Consider the following 24,256-nt stretch of genomic DNA (forward strand, 5'->3'; position numbering starts at 1 on the left):
TTGTTTTGGCCAAAATGGCCAGCGAAGCTGGCCATTTTGGCCAAAACAACGTCGGGTTTTAGGGCGGTAGCCCTAAAGTTGATGCGTATGGGGCGCAGCCCCATGCTGCCGCCGGCGGCGGGTTTCGGTGTACAATAGAAGCACCGCCCACCATCGCGCGCCGCTGCGCGCACCAGCACCGGAGCTACAAGAGGATGACGTTCGCTACGATCGATGAGCTGCAGGCGGCCCTCGCCGAACACGCCTATATCGCCGATCGGTCGCTCTCCACCGCGATCTTCCTGGCCCTCAGCATGGATAAGCCGCTGCTCCTGGAGGGCGAGGCCGGCGTCGGCAAGACCGAGATCGCCAAGACCTTGTCGCGCATGCTGGACCGCCACCTCATCCGGCTCCAGTGCTACGAGGGCCTCGATGTCAGCACGACGATCTACGAGTGGAACTACGCCCGCCAGATGCTCCAGATCCGCATGCTTGAGGCCCAGGGCGCGGCGGCCCAGGGCGGCGACGCGATCAAGAATATCTTCGGCCCCGAGTTCCTGATCAAGCGGCCGCTGCTCCAGGCGATCGAGGAGAGCATGGTGCGCCCGCCGATCCTGCTGATCGACGAGATCGACCGCGCCGATGAGGAGTTCGAGGCCTTCCTGCTGGAGCTGCTCTCCGACTGGCAGATCTCCATCCCTGAGATCGGCACGGTGCGCGCCGCCACACCGCCCACGGTGATCATCACCTCCAACCGCACCCGCGAGATCCACGACGCGCTCAAGCGCCGCTGCCTCTTCTACTGGGTGGACTACCCCACCCTCGATAAGGAGCTGGAGATCGTGCGCGCCCGCATCCCCCAGGCCAGCGAGAGCCTCTCGCGCCAGGTGGTGACGTTTGTGCAGGAGCTGCGGCGCATGGACCTCTACAAGCTCCCCGGCGTCGCCGAGACGCTGGACTGGGTGACGGCCCTGGTCCGCCTTGACCAGACATCGCTGGCCCAGGGCGTGGTCGAGGATACCCTCGGCGCTATCCTCAAGTACCAGGATGATATCGCCCAGGTGCGCGGCAAGGTGGTGACGGATCTGCTGAAGAAGTCGGTGGCGGGGTAGCTCGAAGGCTGAAGGCTGAAGGCTGAAGGTTGAATGGCGTATGACCAATGCTGAGACAGATGTTGCTGCTGTGCTGGACGCCCTGCGGGCCGAGGTGCGCGCGCGCCGCGTCGCCGAGGCTGAGGGCCAGGCGGGCACGCCGCTGAGCGCGATCGAGCGCGAGCTGCACCGCGCAGCGGAGCAGCTTGAGATCACGCGCGTGGTCAGCGCCCACTGGCCGCTTGAGGGGCGCAGCCTGTACGAGCGGGGCTGGCTGCTGGTGCATAAGCTGGTGCGCCGCTACCTGCGCTGGTATATCAACCCGATCGTCGAGCAGCAGAACGCCTTCAACGATGTCGGCGCGCGCTCCATCCGGCTGCTGATCGAGGCGAACGCCGAGCTGCGCGACCAGCTGGCCGACCTGCGACGCCAGCGCGAGCAGGTGCCGCCGCCCGGCCCGCCGCCCGGCCCGCCGCCGCCCGCCCCGGTCGATGACGCGCCGCCCACGGCGCACCTCCAGCGGCTGGTCGAGCGGGGCGCGGGCGCTGAGCCGGCCGCCGCGCTGCCCGACCTCGCGCTGCGCCCGCTGCCCGCCCGCGCCGCCGAGCGGGCAGCCGTGAGCGCCCACTGGGATCTGCCCAACGACACGCCGCTCGTCAGGGCGCGCTCCCTTGCGCAGAAGGGCGTCCGCCAGTACCTGCGCTGGATGATCAACCCGATCGTCGAGCAGCAGAATGGCGCGAACGCCGCCATCGCCGATGCGCTGCCCCACCTCATCGCCGCCGACGCCGAGCTGCGGGCGCAGGTCGCCGCGCTGCGCGCCCAGCGATGATTACTCTCGTCCTCCCCTGGTTCGGCCCCGATAGCGCCGGCGGCGCTGAGGCGCAGGCCCGCGATCTCGCCCGCACCCTTCGCGACCTCGGCTACCCGGTGCGGGTCTGGGCCAGCACCGGCCGCGACTCATTCCAGCCCGGCGATCCCGGACAGCCTAATGGCAGCCGCCCGCACTACCCGCCCGGCCACGGCGAGGCATTCGGCGTGCCGGTCTGGCGCTTTCGCCCCTCGCCCGCTGGCCCCGACCACCTGCCGCGCTTCTTCGCCGAGCGCCCTGAGCTGCTGCCGCCCCTTGCGGGATTCGCCTCGCACGAGCTGGCCCTGCTCCGCTCGCTGCTCGGCAGCGATGAGCTGTACGCGGCGATCTGGGCCGCCCGCGACGATGCGGACAACCGCTTCGTCTTCCTGCCCTACCCCTTCCCGACCACCTTCTGGGGCGCGCTGCTGGCCCCGCAGCGTAGCTACCTGCTGGCCTGCCTGCACGACGAGCCCTACGCCCGATACGCCACCTACCGGCACATGTTCGGGCTGGCCCGCGGCATGCTCGCCAACAGCCACCCCGAGGCCGAGCTTGCCCGCGCGCTCTACGGCATGCCCGATGCCCGCATCTGCGTGGCCGGCGAGGGCATCGACCTGACGCCCCGCGGCGACGGCGCGCGCTTCCGCCAGAGGCACGGCCTGGGCGACACGCCGCTGCTGCTCTACGCCGGGCGGCGCGACGATGGCAAGAACACCCCGCTGCTGCTGGCCTACGCCCGCGAGTACTGGGCGCGGCGCGGCGGCGCGCTGCGCCTGGCCCTGATGGGCGCGGGAGCGCTCGGCCTGGCATCCGCCGGGCACACCCCTGGCCTGGCCGACCTGGTGCTCGACCTGGGCTTCCAGGGCGACCAGGATAAGCACGACGCCTACGCCGCCGCCGATGTCTTCATCCAGCCCTCGCTGTACGAGAGCTTCAGCATTGTGCTGATGGAGGCATGGCTCCAGCGCGCGCCGGCCCTCGTCCACTCCAGCTGCGCGGTGACGGCCGACCACGCCCGGCGCAGCGGCGGCGGCCTGGCCTTCGGCTCCTTCGGCGAGTTCGCCGCCGCCCTCGATATGCTGCTGGCCCGCCCCGACCTGCGCCACGCCCTCGGCGAGCGCGGCCGGGCCTATGTCCTAGAGACCTGTGACTGGGAGACCGTCGCCCGCCGCACGGCGGGCTTTGTGCTGAGTTAGGGCGCAGCAGCGGCGCCGCCTATCTGGATGGGCGCCCAAAACCAGAGTCGCTGCTGCGCCTCTACGGTTTCACTTTATGACAGCCACGCGTATTCTGATCTGCACGGCCCAGGTGCCGTTCGTGCGCGGCGGGGCCGAGTACCTGGTCGAGGGGCTGCGCGACGCCCTGCGCGAGCGCGGCCACACCGTCGATGTGGTGGCCCTGCCCTACCAGTGGAGCCCGGTCGAGCGCATCCCCGAGAGCGCCCTGGCCTGGCGCATGCTCGACATAACGCACTTCAACAACCAGCCGGTCGACCAGGTGATCTGCACGAAGTTCCCCTCGTACCTGGTGCGCCACCCGCGCAAGGTGGTCTGGCTGGTCCACCAGCACCGCCAGGCCTACGACTGGTACGGCACGCCGCTGAGCGACTTCATCAACATCCCCGACCACCGCCAGGTGCGCGACGCGATCTTCCGCATGGACCGCAGCGGCCTGGGCGAGTGCCAGGCCCGCTACACGATCTCGCGCAATGTGAGCGCCCGCCTGCGGCGATTCAACAACATCGAGAGCGAGGCGCTCTACCCGCCCAGCCGCTACGCCGCGCAGCTGCGGGCCGGGCCCTACGGCGACTACATCCTCTCGTCGTCGCGCATGGATCAGGCCAAGCGGCTGGATCTGCTGCTGGAGGCCGCTGCGCGCATGCGCTCGCCGATGCCGCTGCTGCTCGCCGGCGCCGGCCCCGACCGCGAGCGCCTGGAGGGGATCGCCGCCAGGCTCGGCCTCGGCGAGCGGGTGCGCTTCCTCGGCTTCGTCAGCGACGCCGAGCTGGTTGATCTCTACGCGGGGGCGCGGGCGGTCTACTACGCCCCGGTGGACGAGGACTACGGATTCGCCACGGTCGAGGCATTCGGCGCCGCCCGCCCGGTGGTGACGACCCACGACGCCGGCGGGGTGCTTGAGTTTGTCGAGGACGGGGTGGGCGGGCTGATCTGCGCCCCCGAGCCTGCGGCGCTCGCCCGCGCCCTGGACTCGCTCGCCGCCGACCCGGCCCTCGCCGAGCGCATGGGCCGCGCCGGCCGGCCGCTGGTTGACGGGATCACATGGGATAAGGTTGTGGAGGCGCTGGTCATCAACCCGTAACCCGTGACCCGTGACCTGCGCCCGGCACCACGCCCGGCGCCGCGCCCGGCGCCGCGCCCGGCGCCGCGCCCGGCGCCGCGCCCGGCGCCGCGCCCGGCGCCGCGTAGGGCCGAAGCATTTTGGGGCGGCGCGCAAAGCGCGCCGCCCCAAAATGCTTCGGCCCTACGATGATGGGGTCGTCGGGGGTCATGTACCGTCGCCCGCCCGGTACGCCTCAAGCTCCGCCTTCGCCCCCTCGCCGATCTTCTCCAGCTTCTCCATCCAGGTGTCCTTATACCCGCGCAGGGTCTCCACGATCGTGCTGGCCACCGCATAGTTGCGGAACCACTTGCGGTCGGCCGGCACAATGTGCCAGGGCGCGTGCTTGGTGCTGCACTTGCCCAGCGCGTCGTCGTAGGCCACCATATACTTATCCCACAGCTCGCGCTCGCGCCAGTCGCCCGCCGAGAGCTTCCAGGCCTTCTCGATCTCCTGCTCGCGCTCCCGCAGCCGCTCCTCCTGCTCCTCGCGCGAGATGTTCAGGAAGAACTTGAGGATGATCGTGCCGCTGTCCGCCAGCAGCCGCTCGAAGTCGTTGATCTGCTGGTAGCGCGCCTTCCAGACCTTCTCGGGCACGTAGCCGTGGACCCGCACCACCAGCACGTCCTCGTAGTGCGAGCGGTTGAAGATCCCGATCTGGCCCTTGCGTGGCGTCACCTTGTGTACCCGCCAGAGGAAGTCGTGGGCCAGCTCCTCCTCGGTGGGCACCTTGAAGGGGGCCACGTAGCTGCCCAGCGGCGAGACCTTGCCGAACACGGTGCGGACGGTGCTGTCCTTGCCGCTGGTGTCCATGCCCTGCATCACCACGAGCAGGCTGTGGGTGCCCGCGCCGTAGAGCAGCTCCTGCAGCTCGTCCAGCTCGGTGGTCAGCGTCTCTAGCTCGGCCTCGGCGTCCTTGCGCTTCACCTCGCCGTCGTAGCGCGGGGCGTAGTCGCTCAGGCTGATCGTGCTGCCGGGCTCGACCTTATGGGTCAGTGATGACATCGCTGTCTCCTGGTACAATGGCGTCGGGGCACCCGCATTGTAGCACGCCCCCCGCCAGATCGAAGGAGTCCCCATGTCCATCGTCGTCGTCGGCGGCGGCGCGATCGGCCTGCTGGTCGCCGGCCGCCTGGCTCGCGCCGGCCAGACGCCCGTCGCCCTGCTGGCCCGCCCGAGCAGCGTGGAGGCGCTCGCCGCCCGCCCGCTCAGCATCTCGCTCAAGGGTGCCGCCGCAATACCCGTGCCACAGCTGCGCGTCGCCGCTAGCGTCGCCGACCTTCCCGCCGACTGTCGCCAGCCCGACCTGGCCATCCTCTGCGTGAAGGGCTACGACACGCCGGGGGCGATCTCCACCCTGCGCCCGCTGGGCGCGGCCAATGTCCTCACCCTGCAGAACGGCATCGGCAACGAGGAGGTTCTCGCCGAGGCGCTCGGCCCCGAGCAGATCATCTCCGGCGCGATCACTACATCCGTCGACCTGGCCGGCCCGACGGAGATCACCGTCACTAAAGAGGGCGGGATCGGGCTGGCCCCCTTCGGGCGGACACCGGCGCTGGCCCCCTGGGTAGCCGCTCTGACGGCGGCCGGCTTTCGCACGCAGACCTACCAGAACCATCGGTCTATGAAGTGGTCGAAGGCGCTGCTGAACATGCTCGGCAACGCCAGCGCGGCCATCCTGGCCATGTCGGTCGCTGAGGTCTACGCCGACAGCCGGCTGGTAGCTATGGAGCGGCGGGCCTTCCGCGAGGCGCTGGCCGTGATGCGGCGCATCGGCGCGCGGCCAATCGACCTGCCCAGCTACCCGGCGGCCCTGCTCTCGCGGGCCATGGTCTGGCTGCCCGCGCCGCTGCTCTTCCCGGTGCTGCGCAAGGTGGTGGCCGGCGGGCGCGGCGGCAAAGACCCCTCGCTGCTGCGCGATCTGCGGGCCGGGCGGCGGCGCTCCGAGGGCGAGTTCCTCTACGGGGCCATCGCCGCCGAGGCCGCCCGCGTCGGCCTGCCCGCCCCGGTCAACGCCGGGCTCTGGCGCACCCTCGGCGGCATCGCGGCCGGCGACATCGCCTGGGAGGAGTACCGGGGCAAGCCCGAGCAATTGTTGGCGGCAACATACCCATTGTCGTAATCGTAGGGCCGAAGCATTTTGGGGGTTGCCGCTACGCGGCAACCCCCAAAATGCTTCGGCCCTACATATGATGTGCGTAATCACCCCGCCCGCCTGATTCTGGCCACAAACTCGCTGAGCACAATCGCCGTCGCCCCCCAGACCTTCTGGCCGCCGAGGGCGAAGAAGGGCACCTGCATCTTCATGCCGCGCAGCTCCCACTCCTCCGTCACCACCGTGGCCGGGTCGAGCAGCTGGCTGAGCGGCACGCTGAAGGCCAGCTCGACCTCGCCGGGGTGCGGGCGCAGCTCGGGGGCCGCCGCGCTCAGCCCGACCACCGGCGTGATCATAAACCCACTCGGCGGGATGTAGAAGCTGCTCAGGGCGCCCAGCACCTCCACGCTCGCCGGCGGGATGCCCAGCTCCTCCTCGGCCTCGCGCAGCGCCGTGGCCGCCGGCCCATCGTCCTCGGGGTCGGTCGAGCCGCCGGGCAGCGCGACCTGGCCCTTGTGGGTCGGCAGGTGCCCGGCGCGCACCGTCAGCGGCAGGTGCAGCTCGCCCGCCTGCGGGTAGAGCAGCAGCAGGACGGCGGCGGGCCGGGGGACGGCGTCGGGCGGCGGCTCAAGCTGGCGGGCCAGGCGGCCCTCGATGTCGCGCACCAGCAGCAGCTCCTCAAAGGTCACCGCGCCGCCCGCCGCCATCGCCCGGCGGACGCGGTCGGCCTGGGAGCGCCAGGGCTCTGTGCTCATAATGAAGATCCCTCATACCGCAGCGTCGTCTCGCCCATGATAATCACATCCCCTGGGCGCAGGGGCGTCGGCCCGGCGATGCGGCGGCCGTTGACGAAGGTGCCGTGGCTGCTGCCCATATCCTCGATCTGCGCGCGGCCGCCGAGGAAGGTCACTCGGGCGTGGGCGCGCGAGATCAGCGGGTCGCCCGCGATCGTCACCGTCGCGTCCTCCGAGCGGCCGACCATGGCGCTCGGCGTCACCAGGCGGTGCTCGGCGGGCGCCGCAGCCCCCCGGATCACGAGGATGTGGGAGAGCTTCGCTCTCCCACACAAAACTGATGGTGCTGCGGCGCGGCTACGCCGCGCCGCAGCACCATCAGTGCAGCATGTGCCCGCTGGTTTTTAGGGCGGCAGCCCTAAACGTGATGCGCATGGGCGCAGCCCCAGACCCGGTTTTCTTGGGCTTGGGCGGCGAAGCCGCCCCACAGCCCCGCTGGGAGGTGAGTCTATACCGCCAGGCCGGCCATCTCGCGCATCGCGCGCTCATCGACGGCGAGCTGCCTGAGCAGCGCCTGCATCCGGTCGAGGGCGGCGACATCTCCCGAGCGCGCCGCAGCCAGGGCCGCCTCCATGTCGCAGATCGCGCTGCTGAGCGTGTCGCTCATCCGGGCCAGGTAGGCGTCCGCGCTGGCGGCGTGGATGGCCAGCGAGATGTGGCAGGACACCAGCTCCAGCAGGTCCAGCTGCGGCGTGCCGAAGAGATGAGTCTGGGTGGTCGTCACCGTCAGCGCGCCGAGCAGCCGCTCGCCCCAGATCAGCGGCACCGCCATGGCGCAGCGGGTGGGCGCGTCATTCTCGCGGGCCTGGAGGGCCAGCCAGCGCCGGTCGGTGTCGGTCTCATCGATGATCATCGGCGCGCGCGAGCTAAACACCAGCCCGGCCAGCCCGCTGTCGCGCACCTCGCGGGCGCGCTCGACGCTGGCGAAGGTGCCGTTGCTCAGGGCCAGCACCGGGGAGTCGGCGCTGTGGTCGGGGATGAGCAGCAGGCTGGCGCGCTCGCCCGTGACCATCTCCGGGACCTGGGTCACCAGCGCCAGGGCGAGGTGCTGCGGGTCGGCAGCGGCGCTCACCACGAGGCGGCCGAACCCCAGCAGGCGGTCGAGGGTGTCGGCGTTGGCCTGGGCCTGGTGGTCGAGCTGGTCGAGCCGGCTCTGCTGCGCCGAGTGCTCCAGCACGGCGCCGACGATCTGGCCGAGGGCGCCGATCAGGGCGCGGTCCTCATCATCGAAGGGGCGAGATCGATAGGCCTCGATCCGGCCGATCGCCCGGCGGCCGATCAGGACAGGCCCGCAGAGCCGCCCCGGATCATCAGATTGTAGGGCTCCGGTGCCGGCGGGGACGACGATCTCCAGATGCTCGGCGCGCAGCCAGTCGGCGGATAGATCGCGCAGGGTCGGCAGCGGGTCGCCCTCGCGGCGCCCGGCGGCGAAGAAGGCCCCGAAGCTGGCCAATGCCTCGCGCAATCGGCGGCTTTGGCTGTTGGGCGATCCGAGCGACATGCTGTTCAGTGGGGTCGGCATTGATGTCACGTTCTTCTCTGATGAGTGTAATGCGGTGACTCCTCCTGTCTGGAGGCTTGTGCCGTTTAGCATACCGCAGTTCGATTACTTGTCTAGTATGCGATGATCCTACCCCTACGTAGGAATATCGCAGAGAAAAGGGCGCTGGAGTGAGGAATACCAGCATTATGACTATTTTGCAATCTGCTGTGTGACACGATTTTTACCTTATCTTAATAAAAAAGAGAGGTTCAGGGAGAATACGCTCTCCCCAAACCCCTCTCAACGACAGCGGGCCGTATCAGGCGCCGAGCGGCTCGGCCGGGCGCTTGCTCTCCATCGCCAGCACGCCGCCGCGATGAAAGGCCAGCTGGCCCTGCTCAAGGTCGACCTGGATCGTGTCGCCCTCCTTGAACACGCCGCGCAGCAGCTCGCGCGAGATCGGCGTCTCCAGCAGGCGCTGCACCGTGCGGCGCAGCGGGCGCGCCCCATAGACCGGGTTGTAGCCCTCGCTCACCAGGTACTCCCTGGCGGCCTGGGTCAGGGTCAGGGCGATCTTCTGATCGCGCAGGCGCTCGATCAGATCGCCAACTTGAAGATCCACAATCCGGGTGAGGTCCTCGAAGCTCAGCTCGTGGAAGAGCACGATCTCGTCCACGCGGTTGAGGAACTCGGGGCGAAAGGCCTGGCGCAGCGCCTCGTCCACCTTCCGCCGGGCCTCCTTGAGGTCCACCTGCTTCGCGCCGCCCTTGCCGGGCGCCGAGAAGCCGATCGCGCTGCCGCGCAGGTGCTCGGTGCCGGCGTTGCTGGTCATGATGATCACGGTGTTGCGGAAGTCCACCGTGCGGCCCTGGCCATCGGTCAGGCGGCCGTCGTCGAGCACCTGGAGCAGGGCGTTGAACACATCGGGGTGGGCCTTCTCGATCTCGTCGAAGAGCACCACCTGGTAGGGCCGGCGGCGGATCTGCTCGGTGATCTGGCCGCCCTCGTCGTAGCCCACATAGCCGGGGGGCGCGCCGATCAGGCGGCTCACCGTGTGGCGCTCCTGGAACTCGCTCATGTCCACGCGGGTCATCGCGTCCTCGCTGTCGAACATGAACTCGGCCAGCGCCTTGGCCAGCTCCGTCTTGCCGACGCCGGTGGGGCCGACGAAGATGAAGCTGCCGATCGGCCGGCGCGGGTCGCGCAGACCGCTGCGGGCGCGGCGGATGGCGTCGGAGAGCGAGACGATCGCGTTGTGCTGGCCGATCACCCGCTCGTGGAGTCGGTTCTCCATATCGACCAGCTTCTCGCGCTCGGTCTCCAGCATGCGGCTGACCGGCACGCCCGTCCAGCTGGCGACGATCTGGGCCACGTCCTCGTCATCGACGATCTCGTCGAGGTTGGCCGACTTGAGCCAGGCGTCGCGGCCGGTGTCGAAGTCCTGCTGGAGGGCCAGGAACTGGGCGCGCAGGATGGCGGCCTGCTCGTAGTCGCGGCGCGCGCCGGCGTCCTCCTCGTCCTGCTGGAGCTGCTGGAGGGCGGCCTCCTTCTCCTTCAACACCTGGGGCATGGCGAAGATATCGATGCGCAGCTTGGCGCTGGCCTCATCGATCAGGTCGATCGCCTTATCGGGCAGGAAGCGGTCGTTGATATAGCGGCTGGAGAGGTTGGCCGCCGCGCTGAGCGCCTCATCGCTGATCGTGAGCTGGTGGTGGTCCTCGTAGCGCTTGCGCAGGCCGCGCAGCATCTCGATCGTCATCGCGATATCGGGCTCCTCGACGAAGACCGGGCTGAAGCGCCGCTCCAGGGCGGCGTCCTTCTCGATATGCTTGCGGTACTCGTCGATGGTGGTGGCGCCCACCACCTGGATCTCGCCGCGCGAGAGGGCCGGCTTGAGCATGTTCGAGGCGTCGATGCTGCCGGCGGCGGCGCCCGCACCGACCACCGTGTGCAGCTCGTCGATGAACAGGATCACCTTGCCCTTGGCGCTGCGCACCTCGTCCATCACCGCCTTGAGGCGCTCCTCAAACTCGCCGCGAAACTTCGAGCCGGCCACCATCCCGGCCAGGTCCAGCGCCAGCAGCTTGCGGTCGCGCAGGGTGGGCGGCACATCGCCGGTGCTCATGCGCTGGGCCAGCCCCTCGGCCACCGCCGTCTTGCCCACGCCCGTCTCGCCGACAAGCACCGGGTTATTCTTGCTGCGCCGCGAGAGGATGCGGATGACGCGAGTGATCTCGGCCTCGCGGCCGATCACCGGGTCGAGCTGTCCGCTCTTGGCGAGGTCGGTCAGATCGGTGCTGTACTTCTCCAGGATCTCGTAGCGGCCCTCGGCGCCGGGGTCGTCTGAGCGCTGCGAGCCACGGATCTCCATCAGCACCTGGTAGATCCGCTCCTGGTCGACATTAAAGGTGTTGAGGATGCGCGCCGACGCGCCCTCGCGCTCGCCGGCCATCGCGATCAGCAGGTGGTCGATGCCCACATACTGGTCGCCCAGGCGGTTCGCCTCCTCCTCGGCCCGCTTCACCAGGCGCTGGGTGCGCGGGGTGACATAGACCTGGTTGCCGAAGCCGTACTGTCCATAGACCTTCGGCGACTTCTCAAGCTCGCGCTCGACGCGCGCGGCCACCGCCTCAGGGTCAACATTCAAACGCTGGATGGCGCGAGATGTCAGGCCATCACGCTGGCGGAGCATGGCCAGGAACACGTGCTCCACATCGAGCTGGGTGTGGTGCTGCTCCTGCATGATCTCCTGTGCGGCCTGAAAGGCATCCTGCGCCTTCTCGGTGAAGCGCTCAAGTCTCATCTCGTTTTCCTCGCTCGTTATCTTCGCTGCCGATCTCAGGGCGGCACCTGCGGGGGGTGGCTGGGGCGGTGTGGTAGGGAGGCCCGGGCGCCGCTGCCGCTCACCGGGTGGCGATACGACAACCAACAGCCGAGATAAGTATAGCATAACGGGTTTAGGGATTCCGGCGCGCAGTGTAAGAGTTGTGCATGTGCGCGCAATTGACTCCCGACCGCCCTCGTGCTACCATAGCGCGCATCACAGACAAATACTGCTCGGGGTGCCGGGGCTAGCCCGGCTGAGATTGCGGCCACATACGCCGCTGACCCGTGGAACCTGACCTGGGTTATTCCAGCGTAGGGAAGCGCCAGCAGCTTGCATAAGCCGCCGACTCCTACACAGGTCGGCGGCTTTTTTGTTTACCGAAGGAGAGCCCCATGAAGCGACTGACCATCCTGCTCGCCGCCACCCTGCTCGCCGCCTGCGGCCAGCCCGGCGCCAGCGCGCCCACCGCCCCGCCGATCATCACGCCGGAGACCAGCGGCGTGCCCGCCGCCTCGCCCGCCGCCGGGCAGACCCTGACCGTCATGGCCCACGACAGCTTCAGCGTGAGCGAGGACGTCCTGGCCGCATTCGAGGCCCAGAGCGGCGCGAAGGTGCAGGTGATCAAGGCCGGCGACGCCGGCTCGGCGCTGAACCAGGCCATCCTCAGCACGTCCGCGCCCCTGGCCGACGTCTTCTTCGGCGTCGATAACACCTTCCTCAGCCGCGCCCTGGCCGCCGACATCTTCCTGCCCTACGAGTCGCCGGCCCTGGCCGCCATCCCCGCCGACCTGCGGCTCGACCCGAGCAACCGGCTGCTGCCGGTGGACTTCGGCTATGTGAACATCAACTACGACAAGGCGGCGCTGACCCAGGCCGGCCTGACGCCGCCCGCCACGCTTGAGGAGCTGACCAGGCCGGAGTGGAAGGGCAAGCTGGCCGTGGAGAACCCGGCCACCTCCTCGCCGGGGCTGGCCTTCCTGCTGGCCACGATCGACCACTTCGGCGAGGACGGCGCCTACACCTGGAAGGACTACTGGCGCGACCTGCGGGCCAACGAGGTGTTCGTGAGCAACGACTGGAGCGACGCCTACTACACGCAGTTCAGCGGCAGCAGCGGCGCCGGCCCCTACCCGCTGGTGGTGAGCTACGCCACCAGCCCGGCCGCCGAGGTCTACTTCAGCGAGGGCAAGCTGACCGAGCCGCCGACCGGCAACCTGCTGCCCCCCGGCGGCAGCTTCCGCCAGGTCGAGTTCGTGGGCATCCTGCGCGGCACGCAGAAGGAGGATCTGGCCAGGCAGTTCGTGGACTTCATGCTCGGCGCGCAGTTCCAGGCCGACATCCCGCTGCAGATGTTCGTCTACCCGGCGCTGCCGAGCGCGCCGCAGCCCGAGGTCTTCACCAAATTTGCCGAGGCGCCCGCCCAGAGCGCCGGACTGACGCCGGCGCAGATCGAGGCCGGGCGCGAGGGCTGGATCACGGCGTGGACGGAGATCGTGCTTCGATAATGTTGAATGTTGAATGTTGAATGCTGAATAACAACATCAATCCACAGCCATCTCATGACTCTCGCCTGAAGCAACGGGCGAGGCGTGGCAGCCTGCCTCAATTCAACATTCAACATTCAACATTCAGCATTCCGATCATCTTCATCGCCCTCTTCTTCCTCTACCCGCTCTGGGCCATCCTGCGCCTGAGCTTCGCGGATGGCCTCGGCGGGCTGTGGGCGGTGCTGGCCGACGGCTACACCTGGCGGGTGCTCGGGTTCAGCCTGGGGCTGGCCGCGCTCTCGACGCTGCTGACGCTGGCGGCGGGGCTGCCGGGGGCCTACGTCTTCGCGCGCCACGAGTTCCCCGGCAAGGCGCTGCTGCGGGCGCTGGCCGGGGTGCCCTTTGTGATGCCGACGGTGGTGGTGGCGGCGGCGCTGGGCGCGCTGCTCGGCCCGCGCGGGCTGGTCAACGTCGGGCTCCAGGCGCTGCTGGGGCTGGCGGGGCCGCCGATCCGCATCCCGAATGGCCTGGGGCTGGTGCTGCTGGCCCACGTCTTCTACAACTACACCGTGGTGCTGCGCATGGTCGGCGGCCTCTGGGCCAACCTCGACCCGCGGCTGGAGCAGGCGGCGGCCATGCTGGGTGCCTCGCGGCGGCGGGCGATCTGGGAGGTGACGCTGCCGCTGCTCGCGCCATCCATCGGCGCGGCGGCGCTGCTGGTCTTCATCTTCAGCTTCACCAGCTTCGGGGTGGTGGTCATCCTCGGCGGGCCGCGCATGGCCACGCTTGAGGTGGAGATCTACCGGCAGGTGGCCCAGCTGCTGCGGCTGGATGTGGCGGCGACCCTGGCGCTGCTCCAGGCGGCCTGCACCCTGGCGATGAGCCTGGCCTACGCCCGGCTGGCCGCCTCATCCTTCATCCTTCATCCTTCATCCTTCATCCTTACCGAATCCGCGCCGCACACTGTATCTGCTATAATTACAAGACTACCCGGATCACAGAAGCCCCGGCGCGCGGGGCGTGGAGAGATCAATGCCGTTTGGTGCCCATATGTCGATCTCAGGCGGCGTCTCCAAGGCGTTCGCCCGCGGCGAGTCGGTCGCATGCGAGGCCATGCAGATCTTCAGCAAGAGCGAGCGCCAGTGGGCCGCCAAGCCCATCCCGCCCGAGGAGGTCGCCGCGTTCAAGGCCGAGCAGGGGCGCACCGGCATCGGCCCGGTGATCGTCCACGACTCCTACCTGATCAACCTGGCCGCCCCGGCCGACGAGCTCTGGGAGAAGTCGATCGCCGCCTTCAGCCACGAGCTGGAGCGCTGCGATCTGCTCGGCATCCCCTACATCGTCACCCACCCCGGCGCCCACACCGGCAGCGGCGAGGACGTCGGCCTGGAGCGCGAGGCGGTCGCGCTCAACCGGATCTTCGAGTCCGGCGTGGGCGGCAGCACCACGGTGCTGCTGGAGACGACGGCCGGCCAGGGCAGCGCCCTCGGCAACCGCTTCGAGCACCTCGCCCGCCTGTTTGAGCTGGTGCCCCACCACGACCGCATGGCCGTCTGTGTGGACACGTGCCACATCTTCGCGGCCGGCTACGACATCCGCGACGAGGCGAGCTACCATGCCACCTTCGCCGAGTTCGACCGGATCGTCGGCGTCGGGCGGATCAAGTGCTTCCACCTGAACGACTCGCAGAAGGACCTGGGCAGCCGGGTGGATCGGCACAGCGCGATCGGCCAGGGCTGCATCGGCCTGGAGGGCTTCCGGCTCCTGGTGAACGACCCGCGCTTCGCCGGCCTGCCGATGATCATCGAGACGCCCAAGGGCGACGACATGGCCGAGGATGTGGAGAATCTGTCGCTGTTGCGCTCGCTGGTTGGAAAGGCGAGCGGCCCTGCCTAGCAGCGAGCGACCCTCGCTGCGGTTTGGAGGAGTGTACGTTATGTTTCGGCCCCGCAGGCTTATCTGGGTGGTGCTGGTCGCCGGGATCAGCTACACGATCTGGCGCTGGCGCCAGAGTCAGGCCAATGATCTGATCGTCCCGGCTATGTCCCCCGCGCCGCCGTCGCCGCCGTCCGCCCGTGAGAGGGCGACCATCGCCGCCGCACCCGCAGAATCGCCCGCGCCGGACAGCGGGCCGCGCCGGATCGTCACCCGCGTCCACCGCGGGGCGCCGCCGTCTGCCCCAATCAGCCCCGCGCCCGCCGCTGCGCCCGCCGCCGCCCCAGCCGCGGGGGCTGAGGAGCCGCCGCCCGCGCCGTCGGAGCCGCCGGCCACCCACGAGCAGTCCCTCGCCCCCCTCACCCCCGAGGAGGTCGTCAGCTCGCACGCCGAGCCGGAGCCGCCGGCCACCCACGAGCAGTCCCTCGCCCCCCTCACCCCCGAGGAGGCTGTCGAGACACACGATGAGCCGTCGCTCGGCGCCGCCGCCGAGCCGGCCCCCGCTGGCCCGGTCAATATCAATGACGCCGAGCTCCAGACCCTGATCGACCTCCCCGGCATCGGCCCGGCCCTCGCCGCGCGGATCGTCGCCCACCGCGATGAGCACGGCCCCTTCACCTCCGTCGACCAGCTGGTGGACATCCAGGGCATCGGCCCGGTCAGCCTCAGCGAGTTCCGCCACCTGATCACAGTGTAGCGGCACGCATCTATGTCCGTAAGGGCGCAGCAGCGCGACGCTGCTGCGCCCTTACGGTTTTATCTCGATGACAGACCCATTCCTCCACCACGGCGGCCCGAGCGGCTGCCTGCTCGTCCACGGCTTCAGCGGCGGCCCCGACGAGATGCAGGGCCTCGGCGCGCACCTGGCCGGCGCCGGGCACACGGTGCTCGGCCTGCGCCTGCCCGGCCACCACGGCCCGCCCGATGAGCTGGCCGCCGTGCGCTGGGGCGACTGGCTGGCCGCCGTCTCCGACGGGCTGGCCTACCTGCGCGCACGCTGCGCCACCGTGAGCCTGGTCGGCTTCTCGCTCGGCGGCGCGCTGGCCCTGCTCGCCGCCGCCGACCTGCCCGTCGATCGGCTGGCCATTCTCGCCACGCCGATCCACCTGAAGGGCGACTGGCAGATGAACATCCTGGCCGTGGGCCGCCACGTGATGCCCTGGTACTACCCGCTGGCCCAGGCCAGCTTCGCTGAACCCGAGCTGCGCGCGCAGATCCTGCGCCGCGCCCCCGATGTGGACCTGGACGACCCGCAGGTGCAGGCGCACCTGCGCGGCGAGATCCGCATCTCGATCGGGGCGATCGACGAGCTGCGCATGGCCCTGGCCCGCGCCCGTCGGGCGCTCCCCCGCGTGCGCGCCCCCATCCTGGTGATGCACGGCCGCGCCGATGATGTCGCACCCCTCGGCAGCCCGCAGATCATCCTGGGCGGCGTCTCCAGCCCACAGCGCGAGCTCGTCTGGTGGGACGACACCGGCCACCAGATGCTCACCCACGGGCCGCACCGCGAGGCGATCTACCGGCGGGTAGAGACGTTTCTCGCGACGTAGGGGCGGCTCGCGGTGTAGCAGGGCTTCTGCAACGTCACCTCCTGGTGGGGGTGCGGGGGCGGCGAAGCCCCAGGACGTTGCAGAAGCCCTGTGCGGCGTAGGGGCGGCTCGCGAGCCGCCCCTACGCCGCAATGATCATCTGCTCGATCTGCGCGATCAGCTCGGGCAAGGGCGGGGCGGCGGCGGTGCTGATCACGGCGGGCAGGGCCGGCAGCGGGGCCGGGGCCGCCGGGATGCCGCCGGTGAGCCGGGCGGCGCGGGCGCGAAAGAGCGCCGTGGGCATGGCCGTGGCCAGCGCCGCGTAGGTCGTCGCGGCGGCCAGCCGATCCGCCTCGCGGCCCGGGTCGATCTGCCAGATCGCATAGTGGATGGCCGCCCGCTCGCCGGCGCCGAACCAGTCCTCGTCCAGCTCGGCCAGCGGCGGGATGGCCGACTCGGCCGGCTCCTGGCCGAGCAGCACGCGCAGCCTGGCCGCCAGCAGGACGGCCTGGAGCTGCATCGCCTTGTTGCTGCCGAGCCGGCGCGCCGTCTGGAGGGCCGCATCGTTCAGCGCCGAGGCCTCGGCGTAGCGCCCCTGGACCGTGAGCAGCTGCGCGCAGTCGTGGCGGAACTCGCAGGCCCAGTAGACGAGCCGGATCGCGTCGCAGAGCGAGATCGCCATCTCGACCGCCCGCTCGGCCATGCGGTGCTTGCCCAGGCGGGCGTAGGCGTAGGCCAGGTAGCCCAGGCCGATCGCCAGGTCGCGCCGCTCGCCCAGCTCCAGGGCGGCGGCGAGCTGGCGGGCGTAGCAGCCCATCCCGGTGCCCGCGTCGCCGTAGAGCGTGTGGGCGCGGCCGATCTCGTGGGTGAGCCGGGCCGCCGCCCAGCGGTCGCCGATCTCCACCGCGCGCAGCAGCAGCTCGTGGAAGATCTCCAGGGCGTCCACCAGCTGGCTCTGGTTCAGGGAGATCGACCCGATGCTCTCGCGGGATCGCGCCAGCAGGCCCCAGTCGCCAAGGCGCGCGGCCATCTCGGCGCTGCGCTCCAGGCAGTAGAGCGCCATCTCGTAGTCGCTGATATCCATATAGGCCACGCCCATCGCGCCGATCGAGCGGGCGATCAGGGCCTGGTCGTCCAGACGCACGGCGAGCTCGTGGGCGTGCTCGATCGAGCGCAGGCCGCGGGTGTAGGCGCCGGTGTCGATCAGGATCGACCCGAAGATGCGCAGGGCCTCGTAGTGGCCAGCCAGGTCGCCCAGCCGCTCCCAGGCCGGGATGGCCACATCGAGGATGGCCATGGCGGCATCGTACTCGCCGCGGGCGGCCAGCAGCTCGGCGGTGGCGTTCTGGCAGCGGGCGACACCCGCCACATCGCCAACCTCCTCGGCGATCGCCTGGGCCTGCCCGACGGCCGCCTCGGCCTCAGCCCAGCGCCCCACCAGCTGGAGCACCTCGCCGACGCGCAGGAGCACCGGTGCCTGCTCGGGCGGGGCGAGCAGCGGCAGCAGGCGGCGGTAGTAGCTCAGCGCAATATCGTTGGCGTAGGCCGCCTGGGCCGCCTGTCCGGCCCGCAGGAAGTAGTGCCGCTGACGCCCCAGATTCTCGCTGCGCCCGTAGTGGTAGGCCAGCATGTCCAGGTAGCGCTCGACCTCGGCGGCGAACCGGCTCTCGATGTAGTCGCCCACCTGCTCGTGCAGCATCGCCCGGGTCGCGTAGGCCAGGCTCTCGTACGCCACCTCCTGGGTCATCATGTGCTTGAACAGATACTCCAGCTCAGGCTCGGCCTTCTCCATCGGCGTCAGGTCGAGGTTGCTCAGCCGGTCGAGGTTGGCGCGCACCTGCTCGGGCCGCCCGATCTGCGGGTAGATCCCCCAGAGCCAGCTGGCCCGGAAGACCCGGCCCACCACGCTGGCTACCTTCAGGGTGATCTGCTCCTGCTCGCTGAGCCGGTCGATCCGGCTGATGATCAGCGAGCGCAGGCTGTCGGGCAGGCGCACCATCGCCAGGGCGTTGGTGTCGGACGGGCTAATCCCCTGATCCTGGATGTAGTTGATCATCTGGTCGATGTAGAAGGGGTTGCCCTGCGAGCGCGTGGTGATCCGCTCGACGAAGCTGGCCGGCAGCACGCCGCGCGCGCCGAAGAGGTAGCCGAACTTCAGCCCGATCAGCCACTCGGTCTCGCGCAGGCTGAACTCGCGCAGCAGCAGCTCGCGGAAGTGGGGCAGCCGGGACACGCGCAGGCGGGCGTGCTCGTGCTCGGGCGGCCGGTAGGCCAGCAGGATCATCACCGGCAGGCCCGCGATGCCGCGCGCCACGACATCGAGCAGGTCGTGCGAGAGCGAGTCGATCCAGTGGCAGTCCTCGATCACCAGCAGCAGCCCGGCCCCCGGCCCGAGGCTCACGGCGACGGCCCGCAGACACTCCAGCGCCGTCGTCTCAAGGACGTCCTTGCGCACTCGCGCGTCGAGCGCGCGGGTCTGATCAGTCTCATCGACGGGCAGGTTCATCGCGCCGGCGAGCACCGGCAGGCGGCGCAGCACCTGCGGGGCAAGGGCGGACACCCGCTCGCGCAGGTGGCGCAGCTGCACGTCCTTCGACCAGCCCGGATCGACCCCAAAGATACCGAGCAGCAGGCTGTTCCAGGGCAGGTAGCTGATGCTGCCGCCGTGCGAGAGACACTCGCCGGTGTGGACCGTCATGCCGCGCCGGGCGGCCATGCGGATCGCCTCGGCCACCAGGCGCGACTTGCCCATCCCCGCCTCGGCGCAGATCCCCACCACCTGGCCACGCCCGCCCCGGGCCAGCTCCAGGCGCTCCTCCAGCGCCAGCATCTCCTCCTCGCGTCCCACCATCGGCAGCTTATACGAGGGCTCCTGGTGGCGGCTGGCCCGCTGCTGATCCTGCTCAAGCCGGTAGACCGGCACCGAGCGCGAGCGCCCGCGCACCTGGAGGGCGTCCAGGGGCGTCCAGAGGAACTGGTCGGCCACCGGCCGGTGCGCGCCGCTGGCCGCGATCACCTCGCCCGGCGCGGCGGCCTGCATCAGCCTGGCCGCCAGGTTCACCGTGTCGCCCATCACCGTGTACTCGCGGCGAATCTCCGCGCCCACCAGCCCGCAGTAGACCAGGCCCGAGGCGATGCCGATGCGGATCGAAAATGTTGGATGTTGAATGTTGAATGTTGAATTGGGGGGTATTTGCTGAGATTCGACATCCGGCATGTTCAATGCTACATGCTCAATCCTTAATTCGCGCAGCGCGAGGGCGCAGCGCATGGCCCGCTCGGCGTCGTTCTCGTGGGAGATCGGCGCGCCGAAGATCACCACGAGCTTGCTGCCCTTGTCGCCCATATCGACCTTATTCAGGTCGCCGTCATAGCGCTCCACGATCCGCGCCACCTGAGCGATATAGGCCTGGAGCCGCGCGCCCACCAGCGGGTCGTCGTCATAGTCGAAGCCGCTGAACCCGACGAAGAGCACCGTCACGCTGCGGTGCTCGTTCACAAAGCCGGCCTGGCCATCGAGCAGGCGCCGGGCGAGCGAGGGGTGCAGGAAGGCGCTGAGCGTGGGCAGCAGCGACTCATCGACGGGCGGGAGGGGGGGCAGCGGCGCATAGCTGGGCGAGCCGCCAAGGTCGACGATCAGCCGATAGTCGCCGCGATCCTCTGCGGCAACCGCCGCCGGCACGAGGGCGAGCAGATCGCGGTGGATCATCACATCGCCGCTGTGGGAGAGGTGCTCGGCCTCCGCCGCGCGCTCCAGCGGCTGGCCGGCGATCACGCTCTGCAGGCGCACCTCTGGGTCGCCCACCACGGTGACGAGCACCGGGCCGACGGCCATACCGATCTTGATCGCCAGGCTGAACGTGCCGGCCCGCGTCTCGATACCCTGGTAGGGCACCATGAGCAGCTGCATATCGAGGGCACAGCGCACGGCGCGCGCGGAGGCCTCCGCCGCGCCCGCGCCGTCGCCGATCATGAACAGCGCGGTGAGCGAGTCGCCGCCGAACGAGGCCACCACCCCGCCGTAGGAGGCGATCAGATCGATCATCACCGCGAAGTAGTCGTTGAGCAGAGTCGTCAGATCCTCGGTGCCATCCTGGCCGAAGCGGCTCAGAGCCTCGCTCATCGGCGTGAAGCCCGAGACATCGGCGAACAGCGTCACCGCCTGATCGCGGTGGGTGCGCCCGACAATATCGTCGGCCCCACGGGCGAGATCGGCGGCTATCTGATAGGGCAGATGGGCGAGGAGCTGTCTCATCGTCTGTATGCCATATACCTCCGCAAGGAGGCGATCACTATCGTCGCTGGGGTGATCCGGCTGGATCACCAGATCTAAACGGGTATCATAGACGTGTCTCGCTACCACCACAAGTGTACCACCGCTACGCGCCGCTGCTTCAGCTATACTTGCGTGGGCCGAAGGCATCTGCTATAGTTCGCCCTCGGCACGACATCACATAACCTGCACCCGCTCTACCCTGTACCCTCATGGAAAAGACCGAGTACGAAGTCATGGCCGCCGTCGAGCTGGACCACTGGTGGTACGGCGGCATGCGCGCGATCAACGCAGCCATGCTCGACCCAGTGATGCAGGGGCGGGCGGGCCTGCGCATCCTCGACGCCGGCTGCGGCACCGGCGGCGACGCCATCTTCCTGCGGCGCTACGGCGAGGTGGTGGGGCTGGACTATAGCGCCGAGGCGGCCCGCCTGGGCGGCGGGCGCATCCCCGGTATGTTCGCCCGCGGCTCGGTGACGGCCCTGCCCTTCGCCGATGACAGCTTCGACCTTGTCACATCCTTCGATGTGCTCTACCACCGCGCCGTGCCCAGCGAGGCGGCTGCCCTCGCCGAGGCCCGGCGCGTCCTGCGCCCCGGCGGGCGCCTGCTCATCCGCCTGCCCGCCTATGAGTTCCTGCGCTCCCGCCACGACCGGCAGGTCCACACCCGCCGGCGCTACACGGCCGGCGGCGCCACATCTCTGCTCGGCGAGGCCGGGTTCTACGTCGAGCGCGTCAGCTACGCCCTCAGCCTGCTCTTCCCCGTGCCCCTAGCCCAGCGTCTGCTGGAGCGTGTCACGCCCGACCGGGGCGCTGAGTCGGCGATGACGACCCCCGCGCCCCTGCTCAACGCCGCCCTGCGCTGGCCGATGGCCCTGGAGTCGGCGTGGCTGAGCATGGGCGGGACATTCCCCTTCGGCCTCTCGATTATCTGCCTGGCCCACTCGGGTAAGGTCGCCCGCGTGGCGCCCCAGCGAGCCGGCCGCGCGCAAACATGATGACAACCACACCCACCGACAACCTGCTCGACCAGCTCAGCGCCGCGCCGAGGCTCTGGAACGCCCTGCGCTGGATCGTCGAGGCCGGGTTCCACGGCGAGCGGCTGGCCATCGCCCGCGAGCTGCGGCCATGGGCCGGCGACGGACGCCGCTTCCTCGACTTCGGCTGCGGCACCGGCGAGTTCGCCGGCGAGTTCCCGCCCGGCCGCTACGTCGGGATCGACCTCTCCACCACCTATCTGCGCTTCGCCGGCCAGCACCGGCCCGGCAGCTACATGGCCAGCAGCGGCGAGGGGCTCGCCCTGGCCGACGGTAGCTTCGACGCCGCCCTCATCCTGGGCGTGCTCCACCACCTGCCCGACGACATCGCGGCGGCGGCCATGGCCGAGCTCCACCGCGCCCTGCGCCCCGGCGCCACCGCCCTGGTGATGGAGGACATCCCCCCGCCCGACTGGCGGAACGCCGCCGGCCACCTGATGCACTGGCTCGACCGCGGCGGCCACATCCGCACCGAGGCCGACTACCGCACGATCTTCGGGGCCGGCTTCGCCGTCGAGCGCGCCTACCCTATGCGCTCCGGCATCTGCGACTACGCCGTCTATGTGCTCAAGCGCATCCCATGACCAACTCACAGCGTAACCCAGCGGAGAGACGCGCTATGCTCCTCGTCTACGGACTGCTCTTCACCGCCTGCGTCCTGACCGTCATCGGCGAGGTGATGCTCAAGATCGGGGTCAGCCACGTCTCAGAGCGCGTCGGCGCCTTCTCGCTCTCACCCAGCGTGCTGTTCACCACCTTCACCGACTGGCGGGTGATCCTGGGCTTCGCCCTGGTCTTCGGCGGATCGCTCTTCTGGCTCGGCGTGATCTCGCGCGTCGAGCTCTCCTTCGCCTACCCGCTGCTCGCCCTCAACTATGTCATCCTGCTCATCCCCTCGCGGTTCCTGCTCAATGAGACGATCACCCCCGCCCGCATCGTCGGCGCATGCATCATCGTCGCCGGCGTGATCGTGATCACCTGGGGCCAGAAGTGAGGGGACAGGGGACAGGGGACAGGGAACAGGGAAGCAGCACGAGCAGTGCAACTACAGGCGCTGCTCGCCGTCCCCGGTTCGCCGCCCGCGCCCTGTCCCCTGTCCCCTATCTCCTGTCCCCTTTACTTGCCGCCTGCCTCCTGCTCCCGCTCATCCTCTGGCTGCTCGCCTACCAGCTGCCCGCCCAGATCACCCTGCGCGCCGGCGGGGACGTGTCCAGCCAGCGCCGCTTCGACGAGGACCCCTTCCTGAGCCAGATCAATGGCTCGGAGCCGCCCGACCGCGCCGCCTGCCCCGACGATGACGCCCAGCAGTGCTGGTGGTGGCAGCTCCTGGCCCCCGGCGAGCGCCCCTACCGCTGGACGAGCGGCGACACGCGGGTGAGCGTCCCCGGCCTCGGCGGCGGCCCCTATGTGATCGAGGTCGTCGCCAGGGGCCAGCCCGGCGACCGGCCCACGCCGAGCGAGTGGCAGATCGACGGCATGCCGGTCGCCGTCGATCTGCCGCCCGACCAGCCCCGGCGCTACCGCATCCTGGCCCCCGCCGGCCCGGCGGGAGATCTGAGCATCTCCCTGCGGACGCAGCCGCTCGCCGCGCCGGGCGACCCGCGCGAGCTCGGGTTTGTGCTCTACGAGCTGCGCGCCGCCCAGGCCGGCGGCGGGATGCGCGCCCCGGCCTGGCCCCAGATCGGCTGGCTGGCCATCGCGCTGGCCGCCGCCTATGGCGTGCCCCGCGCCCTGAGCGTCGGCCCGCGCCTGAGCGCCGGCCTCGCCCTCGCCCTCGCCCTCGCCCTCGCCCTCGCCCTCGCCCTCGCCCGCCCCGAGGCCACTATCTTCGCGCCGACGCTGGCCGGCATAGGGCTGACATCCGCCCTGGCCGCCGCCATCGGCTGGGCGGCGACCAGGGGGCTGGGGGGCACCACGCCATTCGCCCGCCAGATCCTCGCCCTCACGCTGCTCGCCATCGCCCTGCGGGCGGGCGGCATGCTCCACCCCCACGCCCTCTACTCAGACTCGGGGTTCCACGCCAACAAGCTCTACGCCCTCAGCCTCGGCAACGTCTACCAGACGGCCGGGCTGCCGAGCGAGGCCGGGGGCGGCCAGGCGCCCTACCCCACCGGCGCATACATCCCGCTGCTGCCCGGCCTGCTGCTCATCCCCGGCGGCGAGCGCGTGGCGCTAATGCAGGTCGGCACCGCGCTCCTCGACAGCCTGCTCGTGCCGATGATCGCCGTGCTGCTCGCCCGCGCCGGCGCGGGGCGGCGCGCCGCCCTGATGGGGGCGGCCTGCTACCTCCTGCCGATCACCGCGCTCGAGTCGTTCTCCCGGGGCGAGCTGGCCAATATCGGCGGCCAGAGCATCGCCATGGGCTTCGTGGCCCTGCTGGCAGGCGGCAGGTGGCAGGCGGCAGGCGACAGGTGGCAGATTTCCGCCCTGGCCACCGCCGCCCTCGCGGCCGGCCTTCTGGCCCACTCGGGCGTCACCCTCTCGCTCGGCGCATTCGCCGCCGCCGCCTGGCTGATCACCCTGGCGCAGCAGATCG

18 protein-coding genes, 2 pseudogenes and 1 riboswitch are annotated in these 24,256 nt (G+C 70.0%); of the genes and pseudogenes, 14 read left to right on the top strand and 6 right to left on the bottom strand.

The window, feature by feature from the left end:
• Positions 1–194 precede the first annotated feature (194 nt).
• The 4 genes from K2Z83_RS04425 to K2Z83_RS04440 all read left to right on the top strand — a co-directional run bounded on the left by K2Z83_RS04425 (position 195) and on the right by K2Z83_RS04440 (position 4,242).
• Positions 195–1,091, top strand: coding sequence for a MoxR family ATPase (locus K2Z83_RS04425; RefSeq protein WP_220593956.1), 897 nt, complete (start codon positions 195–197; stop codon positions 1,089–1,091).
• A 40-nt stretch (positions 1,092–1,131) separates the two neighbouring features.
• Complete coding sequence (locus tag K2Z83_RS04430) at positions 1,132–1,902, top strand: hypothetical protein (protein WP_220593957.1); 771 nt, start codon at positions 1,132–1,134, stop codon at positions 1,900–1,902.
• Positions 1,899–3,119, top strand: a complete 1,221-nt coding sequence (locus tag K2Z83_RS04435; protein ID WP_220593958.1) for a glycosyltransferase family 4 protein — start codon at positions 1,899–1,901, stop codon at positions 3,117–3,119. Before K2Z83_RS04430 ends, K2Z83_RS04435 begins: the two co-directional genes overlap by 4 nt.
• A 76-nt stretch (positions 3,120–3,195) precedes the next feature.
• A complete protein-coding gene (locus tag K2Z83_RS04440) occupies positions 3,196–4,242 on the top strand; it encodes a glycosyltransferase family 4 protein (protein ID WP_220593959.1) in 1,047 nt (348 codons plus the stop codon).
• 186 nt (positions 4,243–4,428) lie between these two features.
• Here the strand turns inward: K2Z83_RS04440 and K2Z83_RS04445 are convergent, their stop codons facing one another.
• Positions 4,429–5,265 carry a PPK2 family polyphosphate kinase gene (locus tag K2Z83_RS04445; RefSeq protein WP_220593960.1) on the bottom strand — a complete coding sequence of 279 codons (837 nt, stop codon included), beginning with the start codon at positions 5,263–5,265 and terminating at the stop codon, positions 4,429–4,431.
• A gap of 73 nt (positions 5,266–5,338) precedes the next feature.
• Here K2Z83_RS04445 and K2Z83_RS04450 point away from each other — a divergent pair, with 73 nt between their 5' ends.
• Positions 5,339–6,382: a ketopantoate reductase family protein gene (locus K2Z83_RS04450; RefSeq protein ID WP_220593961.1), complete on the top strand. Its 1,044-nt coding sequence runs from the start codon at positions 5,339–5,341 to the stop codon at positions 6,380–6,382.
• Positions 6,383–6,462: 80 nt separating this feature from the next.
• On the opposite strand, the gene K2Z83_RS04455 is transcribed toward K2Z83_RS04450, so the two are convergent.
• The 4 genes from K2Z83_RS04455 to K2Z83_RS04470 all read right to left on the bottom strand — a co-directional run bounded on the left by K2Z83_RS04455 (position 6,463) and on the right by K2Z83_RS04470 (position 11,435).
• Positions 6,463–7,110 (bottom strand): CoA pyrophosphatase, encoded by a 648-nt coding sequence (locus tag K2Z83_RS04455; RefSeq protein WP_220593962.1) that lies wholly within the window; start codon positions 7,108–7,110, stop codon positions 6,463–6,465.
• A complete protein-coding gene (locus K2Z83_RS04460; RefSeq protein WP_220593963.1) occupies positions 7,107–7,424 on the bottom strand; it encodes an FHA domain-containing protein in 318 nt (105 codons plus the stop codon). Before K2Z83_RS04460 ends, K2Z83_RS04455 begins: the two co-directional genes overlap by 4 nt.
• A 173-nt stretch (positions 7,425–7,597) precedes the next feature.
• Positions 7,598–8,671 carry a GAF domain-containing protein gene (locus tag K2Z83_RS04465; protein WP_255603283.1) on the bottom strand — a complete coding sequence of 358 codons (1,074 nt, stop codon included), beginning with the start codon at positions 8,669–8,671 and terminating at the stop codon, positions 7,598–7,600.
• Between the two features lie 280 nt (positions 8,672–8,951).
• Positions 8,952–11,435: an ATP-dependent Clp protease ATP-binding subunit gene (locus K2Z83_RS04470; RefSeq protein ID WP_220593964.1), complete on the bottom strand. Its 2,484-nt coding sequence runs from the start codon at positions 11,433–11,435 to the stop codon at positions 8,952–8,954.
• 245 nt (positions 11,436–11,680) lie between these two features.
• Positions 11,681–11,794, top strand: a riboswitch (TPP riboswitch).
• Positions 11,795–11,851: 57 nt separating this feature from the next.
• On the opposite strand from K2Z83_RS04470, the gene K2Z83_RS04475 reads away from it, so the two are divergent.
• The 5 genes and pseudogenes from K2Z83_RS04475 (at position 11,852) to K2Z83_RS04495 (ending at position 16,431) form a co-directional block, all read left to right on the top strand.
• Positions 11,852–12,964, top strand: a complete 1,113-nt coding sequence (locus tag K2Z83_RS04475) for a thiamine ABC transporter substrate binding subunit (RefSeq protein WP_220593965.1) — start codon at positions 11,852–11,854, stop codon at positions 12,962–12,964.
• A 20-nt stretch (positions 12,965–12,984) separates the two neighbouring features.
• Positions 12,985–13,785, top strand: a pseudogene (locus K2Z83_RS29780) (ABC transporter permease); the annotation flags it as partial.
• Positions 13,786–13,978: 193 nt separating this feature from the next.
• A complete protein-coding gene (locus K2Z83_RS04485) occupies positions 13,979–14,842 on the top strand; it encodes a deoxyribonuclease IV (RefSeq protein ID WP_220593966.1) in 864 nt (287 codons plus the stop codon).
• A 40-nt stretch (positions 14,843–14,882) separates the two neighbouring features.
• Positions 14,883–15,578: a ComEA family DNA-binding protein gene (locus tag K2Z83_RS04490; protein ID WP_220593967.1), complete on the top strand. Its 696-nt coding sequence runs from the start codon at positions 14,883–14,885 to the stop codon at positions 15,576–15,578.
• Between the two features lie 67 nt (positions 15,579–15,645).
• Positions 15,646–16,431: a carboxylesterase gene (locus K2Z83_RS04495; RefSeq protein ID WP_220593968.1), complete on the top strand. Its 786-nt coding sequence runs from the start codon at positions 15,646–15,648 to the stop codon at positions 16,429–16,431.
• Positions 16,432–16,552: 121 nt separating this feature from the next.
• Here K2Z83_RS04495 and K2Z83_RS04500 read toward each other — a convergent pair whose 3' ends face one another.
• Positions 16,553–20,665 (bottom strand): adenylate/guanylate cyclase domain-containing protein, encoded by a 4,113-nt coding sequence (locus K2Z83_RS04500; protein ID WP_220593969.1) that lies wholly within the window; start codon positions 20,663–20,665, stop codon positions 16,553–16,555.
• Between the two features lie 230 nt (positions 20,666–20,895).
• On the opposite strand from K2Z83_RS04500, the gene K2Z83_RS04505 reads away from it, so the two are divergent.
• The 4 genes and pseudogenes from K2Z83_RS04505 to K2Z83_RS04520 all read left to right on the top strand — a co-directional run.
• Positions 20,896–21,681 carry a methyltransferase domain-containing protein gene (locus K2Z83_RS04505; protein ID WP_220593970.1) on the top strand — a complete coding sequence of 262 codons (786 nt, stop codon included), beginning with the start codon at positions 20,896–20,898 and terminating at the stop codon, positions 21,679–21,681.
• A complete protein-coding gene (locus K2Z83_RS04510) occupies positions 21,681–22,304 on the top strand; it encodes a class I SAM-dependent methyltransferase (protein WP_220593971.1) in 624 nt (207 codons plus the stop codon). Before K2Z83_RS04505 ends, K2Z83_RS04510 begins: the two co-directional genes overlap by 1 nt.
• Before the next feature lie 35 nt (positions 22,305–22,339).
• On the top strand, positions 22,340–22,714 hold the full coding sequence (locus tag K2Z83_RS04515; RefSeq protein ID WP_255603286.1) for an EamA family transporter: 375 nt from the start codon (positions 22,340–22,342) through the stop codon (positions 22,712–22,714).
• A gap of 212 nt (positions 22,715–22,926) precedes the next feature.
• Positions 22,927–24,256 (top strand): annotated as a pseudogene (locus K2Z83_RS04520) (hypothetical protein); the annotation flags it as partial.

The sequence above is a fragment of the Oscillochloris sp. ZM17-4 genome (assembly GCF_019599295.1).
Lineage (GTDB): Bacteria > Chloroflexota > Chloroflexia > Chloroflexales > Chloroflexaceae > Oscillochloris.

What these genes read in the sequence shown, in the direction of transcription:
- K2Z83_RS04440 (WP_220593959.1), top strand. Translation starts at nt 3,196, where the DNA reads ATGACAGCCACGCGTATTCTGATCTGCACGGCCCAGGTGCCGTTCGTG.
- K2Z83_RS04470 (WP_220593964.1), bottom strand. Translation starts at nt 11,435, where the DNA reads ATGAGACTTGAGCGCTTCACCGAGAAGGCGCAGGATGCCTTTCAGGCC.
- K2Z83_RS04455 (WP_220593962.1), bottom strand. Translation starts at nt 7,110, where the DNA reads ATGAGCACAGAGCCCTGGCGCTCCCAGGCCGACCGCGTCCGCCGGGCG.
- K2Z83_RS04515 (WP_255603286.1), top strand. Translation starts at nt 22,340, where the DNA reads ATGCTCCTCGTCTACGGACTGCTCTTCACCGCCTGCGTCCTGACCGTC.
- K2Z83_RS04485 (WP_220593966.1), top strand. Translation starts at nt 13,979, where the DNA reads ATGCCGTTTGGTGCCCATATGTCGATCTCAGGCGGCGTCTCCAAGGCG.
- K2Z83_RS04450 (WP_220593961.1), top strand. Translation starts at nt 5,339, where the DNA reads ATGTCCATCGTCGTCGTCGGCGGCGGCGCGATCGGCCTGCTGGTCGCC.
- K2Z83_RS04495 (WP_220593968.1), top strand. Translation starts at nt 15,646, where the DNA reads ATGACAGACCCATTCCTCCACCACGGCGGCCCGAGCGGCTGCCTGCTC.
- K2Z83_RS04500 (WP_220593969.1), bottom strand. Translation starts at nt 20,665, where the DNA reads ATGAGACAGCTCCTCGCCCATCTGCCCTATCAGATAGCCGCCGATCTC.
- K2Z83_RS04425 (WP_220593956.1), top strand. Translation starts at nt 195, where the DNA reads ATGACGTTCGCTACGATCGATGAGCTGCAGGCGGCCCTCGCCGAACAC.
- K2Z83_RS04505 (WP_220593970.1), top strand. Translation starts at nt 20,896, where the DNA reads ATGGAAAAGACCGAGTACGAAGTCATGGCCGCCGTCGAGCTGGACCAC.
- K2Z83_RS04465 (WP_255603283.1), bottom strand. Translation starts at nt 8,671, where the DNA reads ATGCCGACCCCACTGAACAGCATGTCGCTCGGATCGCCCAACAGCCAA.
- K2Z83_RS04510 (WP_220593971.1), top strand. Translation starts at nt 21,681, where the DNA reads ATGACAACCACACCCACCGACAACCTGCTCGACCAGCTCAGCGCCGCG.
- K2Z83_RS04445 (WP_220593960.1), bottom strand. Translation starts at nt 5,265, where the DNA reads ATGTCATCACTGACCCATAAGGTCGAGCCCGGCAGCACGATCAGCCTG.
- K2Z83_RS04435 (WP_220593958.1), top strand. Translation starts at nt 1,899, where the DNA reads ATGATTACTCTCGTCCTCCCCTGGTTCGGCCCCGATAGCGCCGGCGGC.
- K2Z83_RS04430 (WP_220593957.1), top strand. Translation starts at nt 1,132, where the DNA reads ATGACCAATGCTGAGACAGATGTTGCTGCTGTGCTGGACGCCCTGCGG.
- K2Z83_RS04490 (WP_220593967.1), top strand. Translation starts at nt 14,883, where the DNA reads ATGTTTCGGCCCCGCAGGCTTATCTGGGTGGTGCTGGTCGCCGGGATC.
- K2Z83_RS04475 (WP_220593965.1), top strand. Translation starts at nt 11,852, where the DNA reads ATGAAGCGACTGACCATCCTGCTCGCCGCCACCCTGCTCGCCGCCTGC.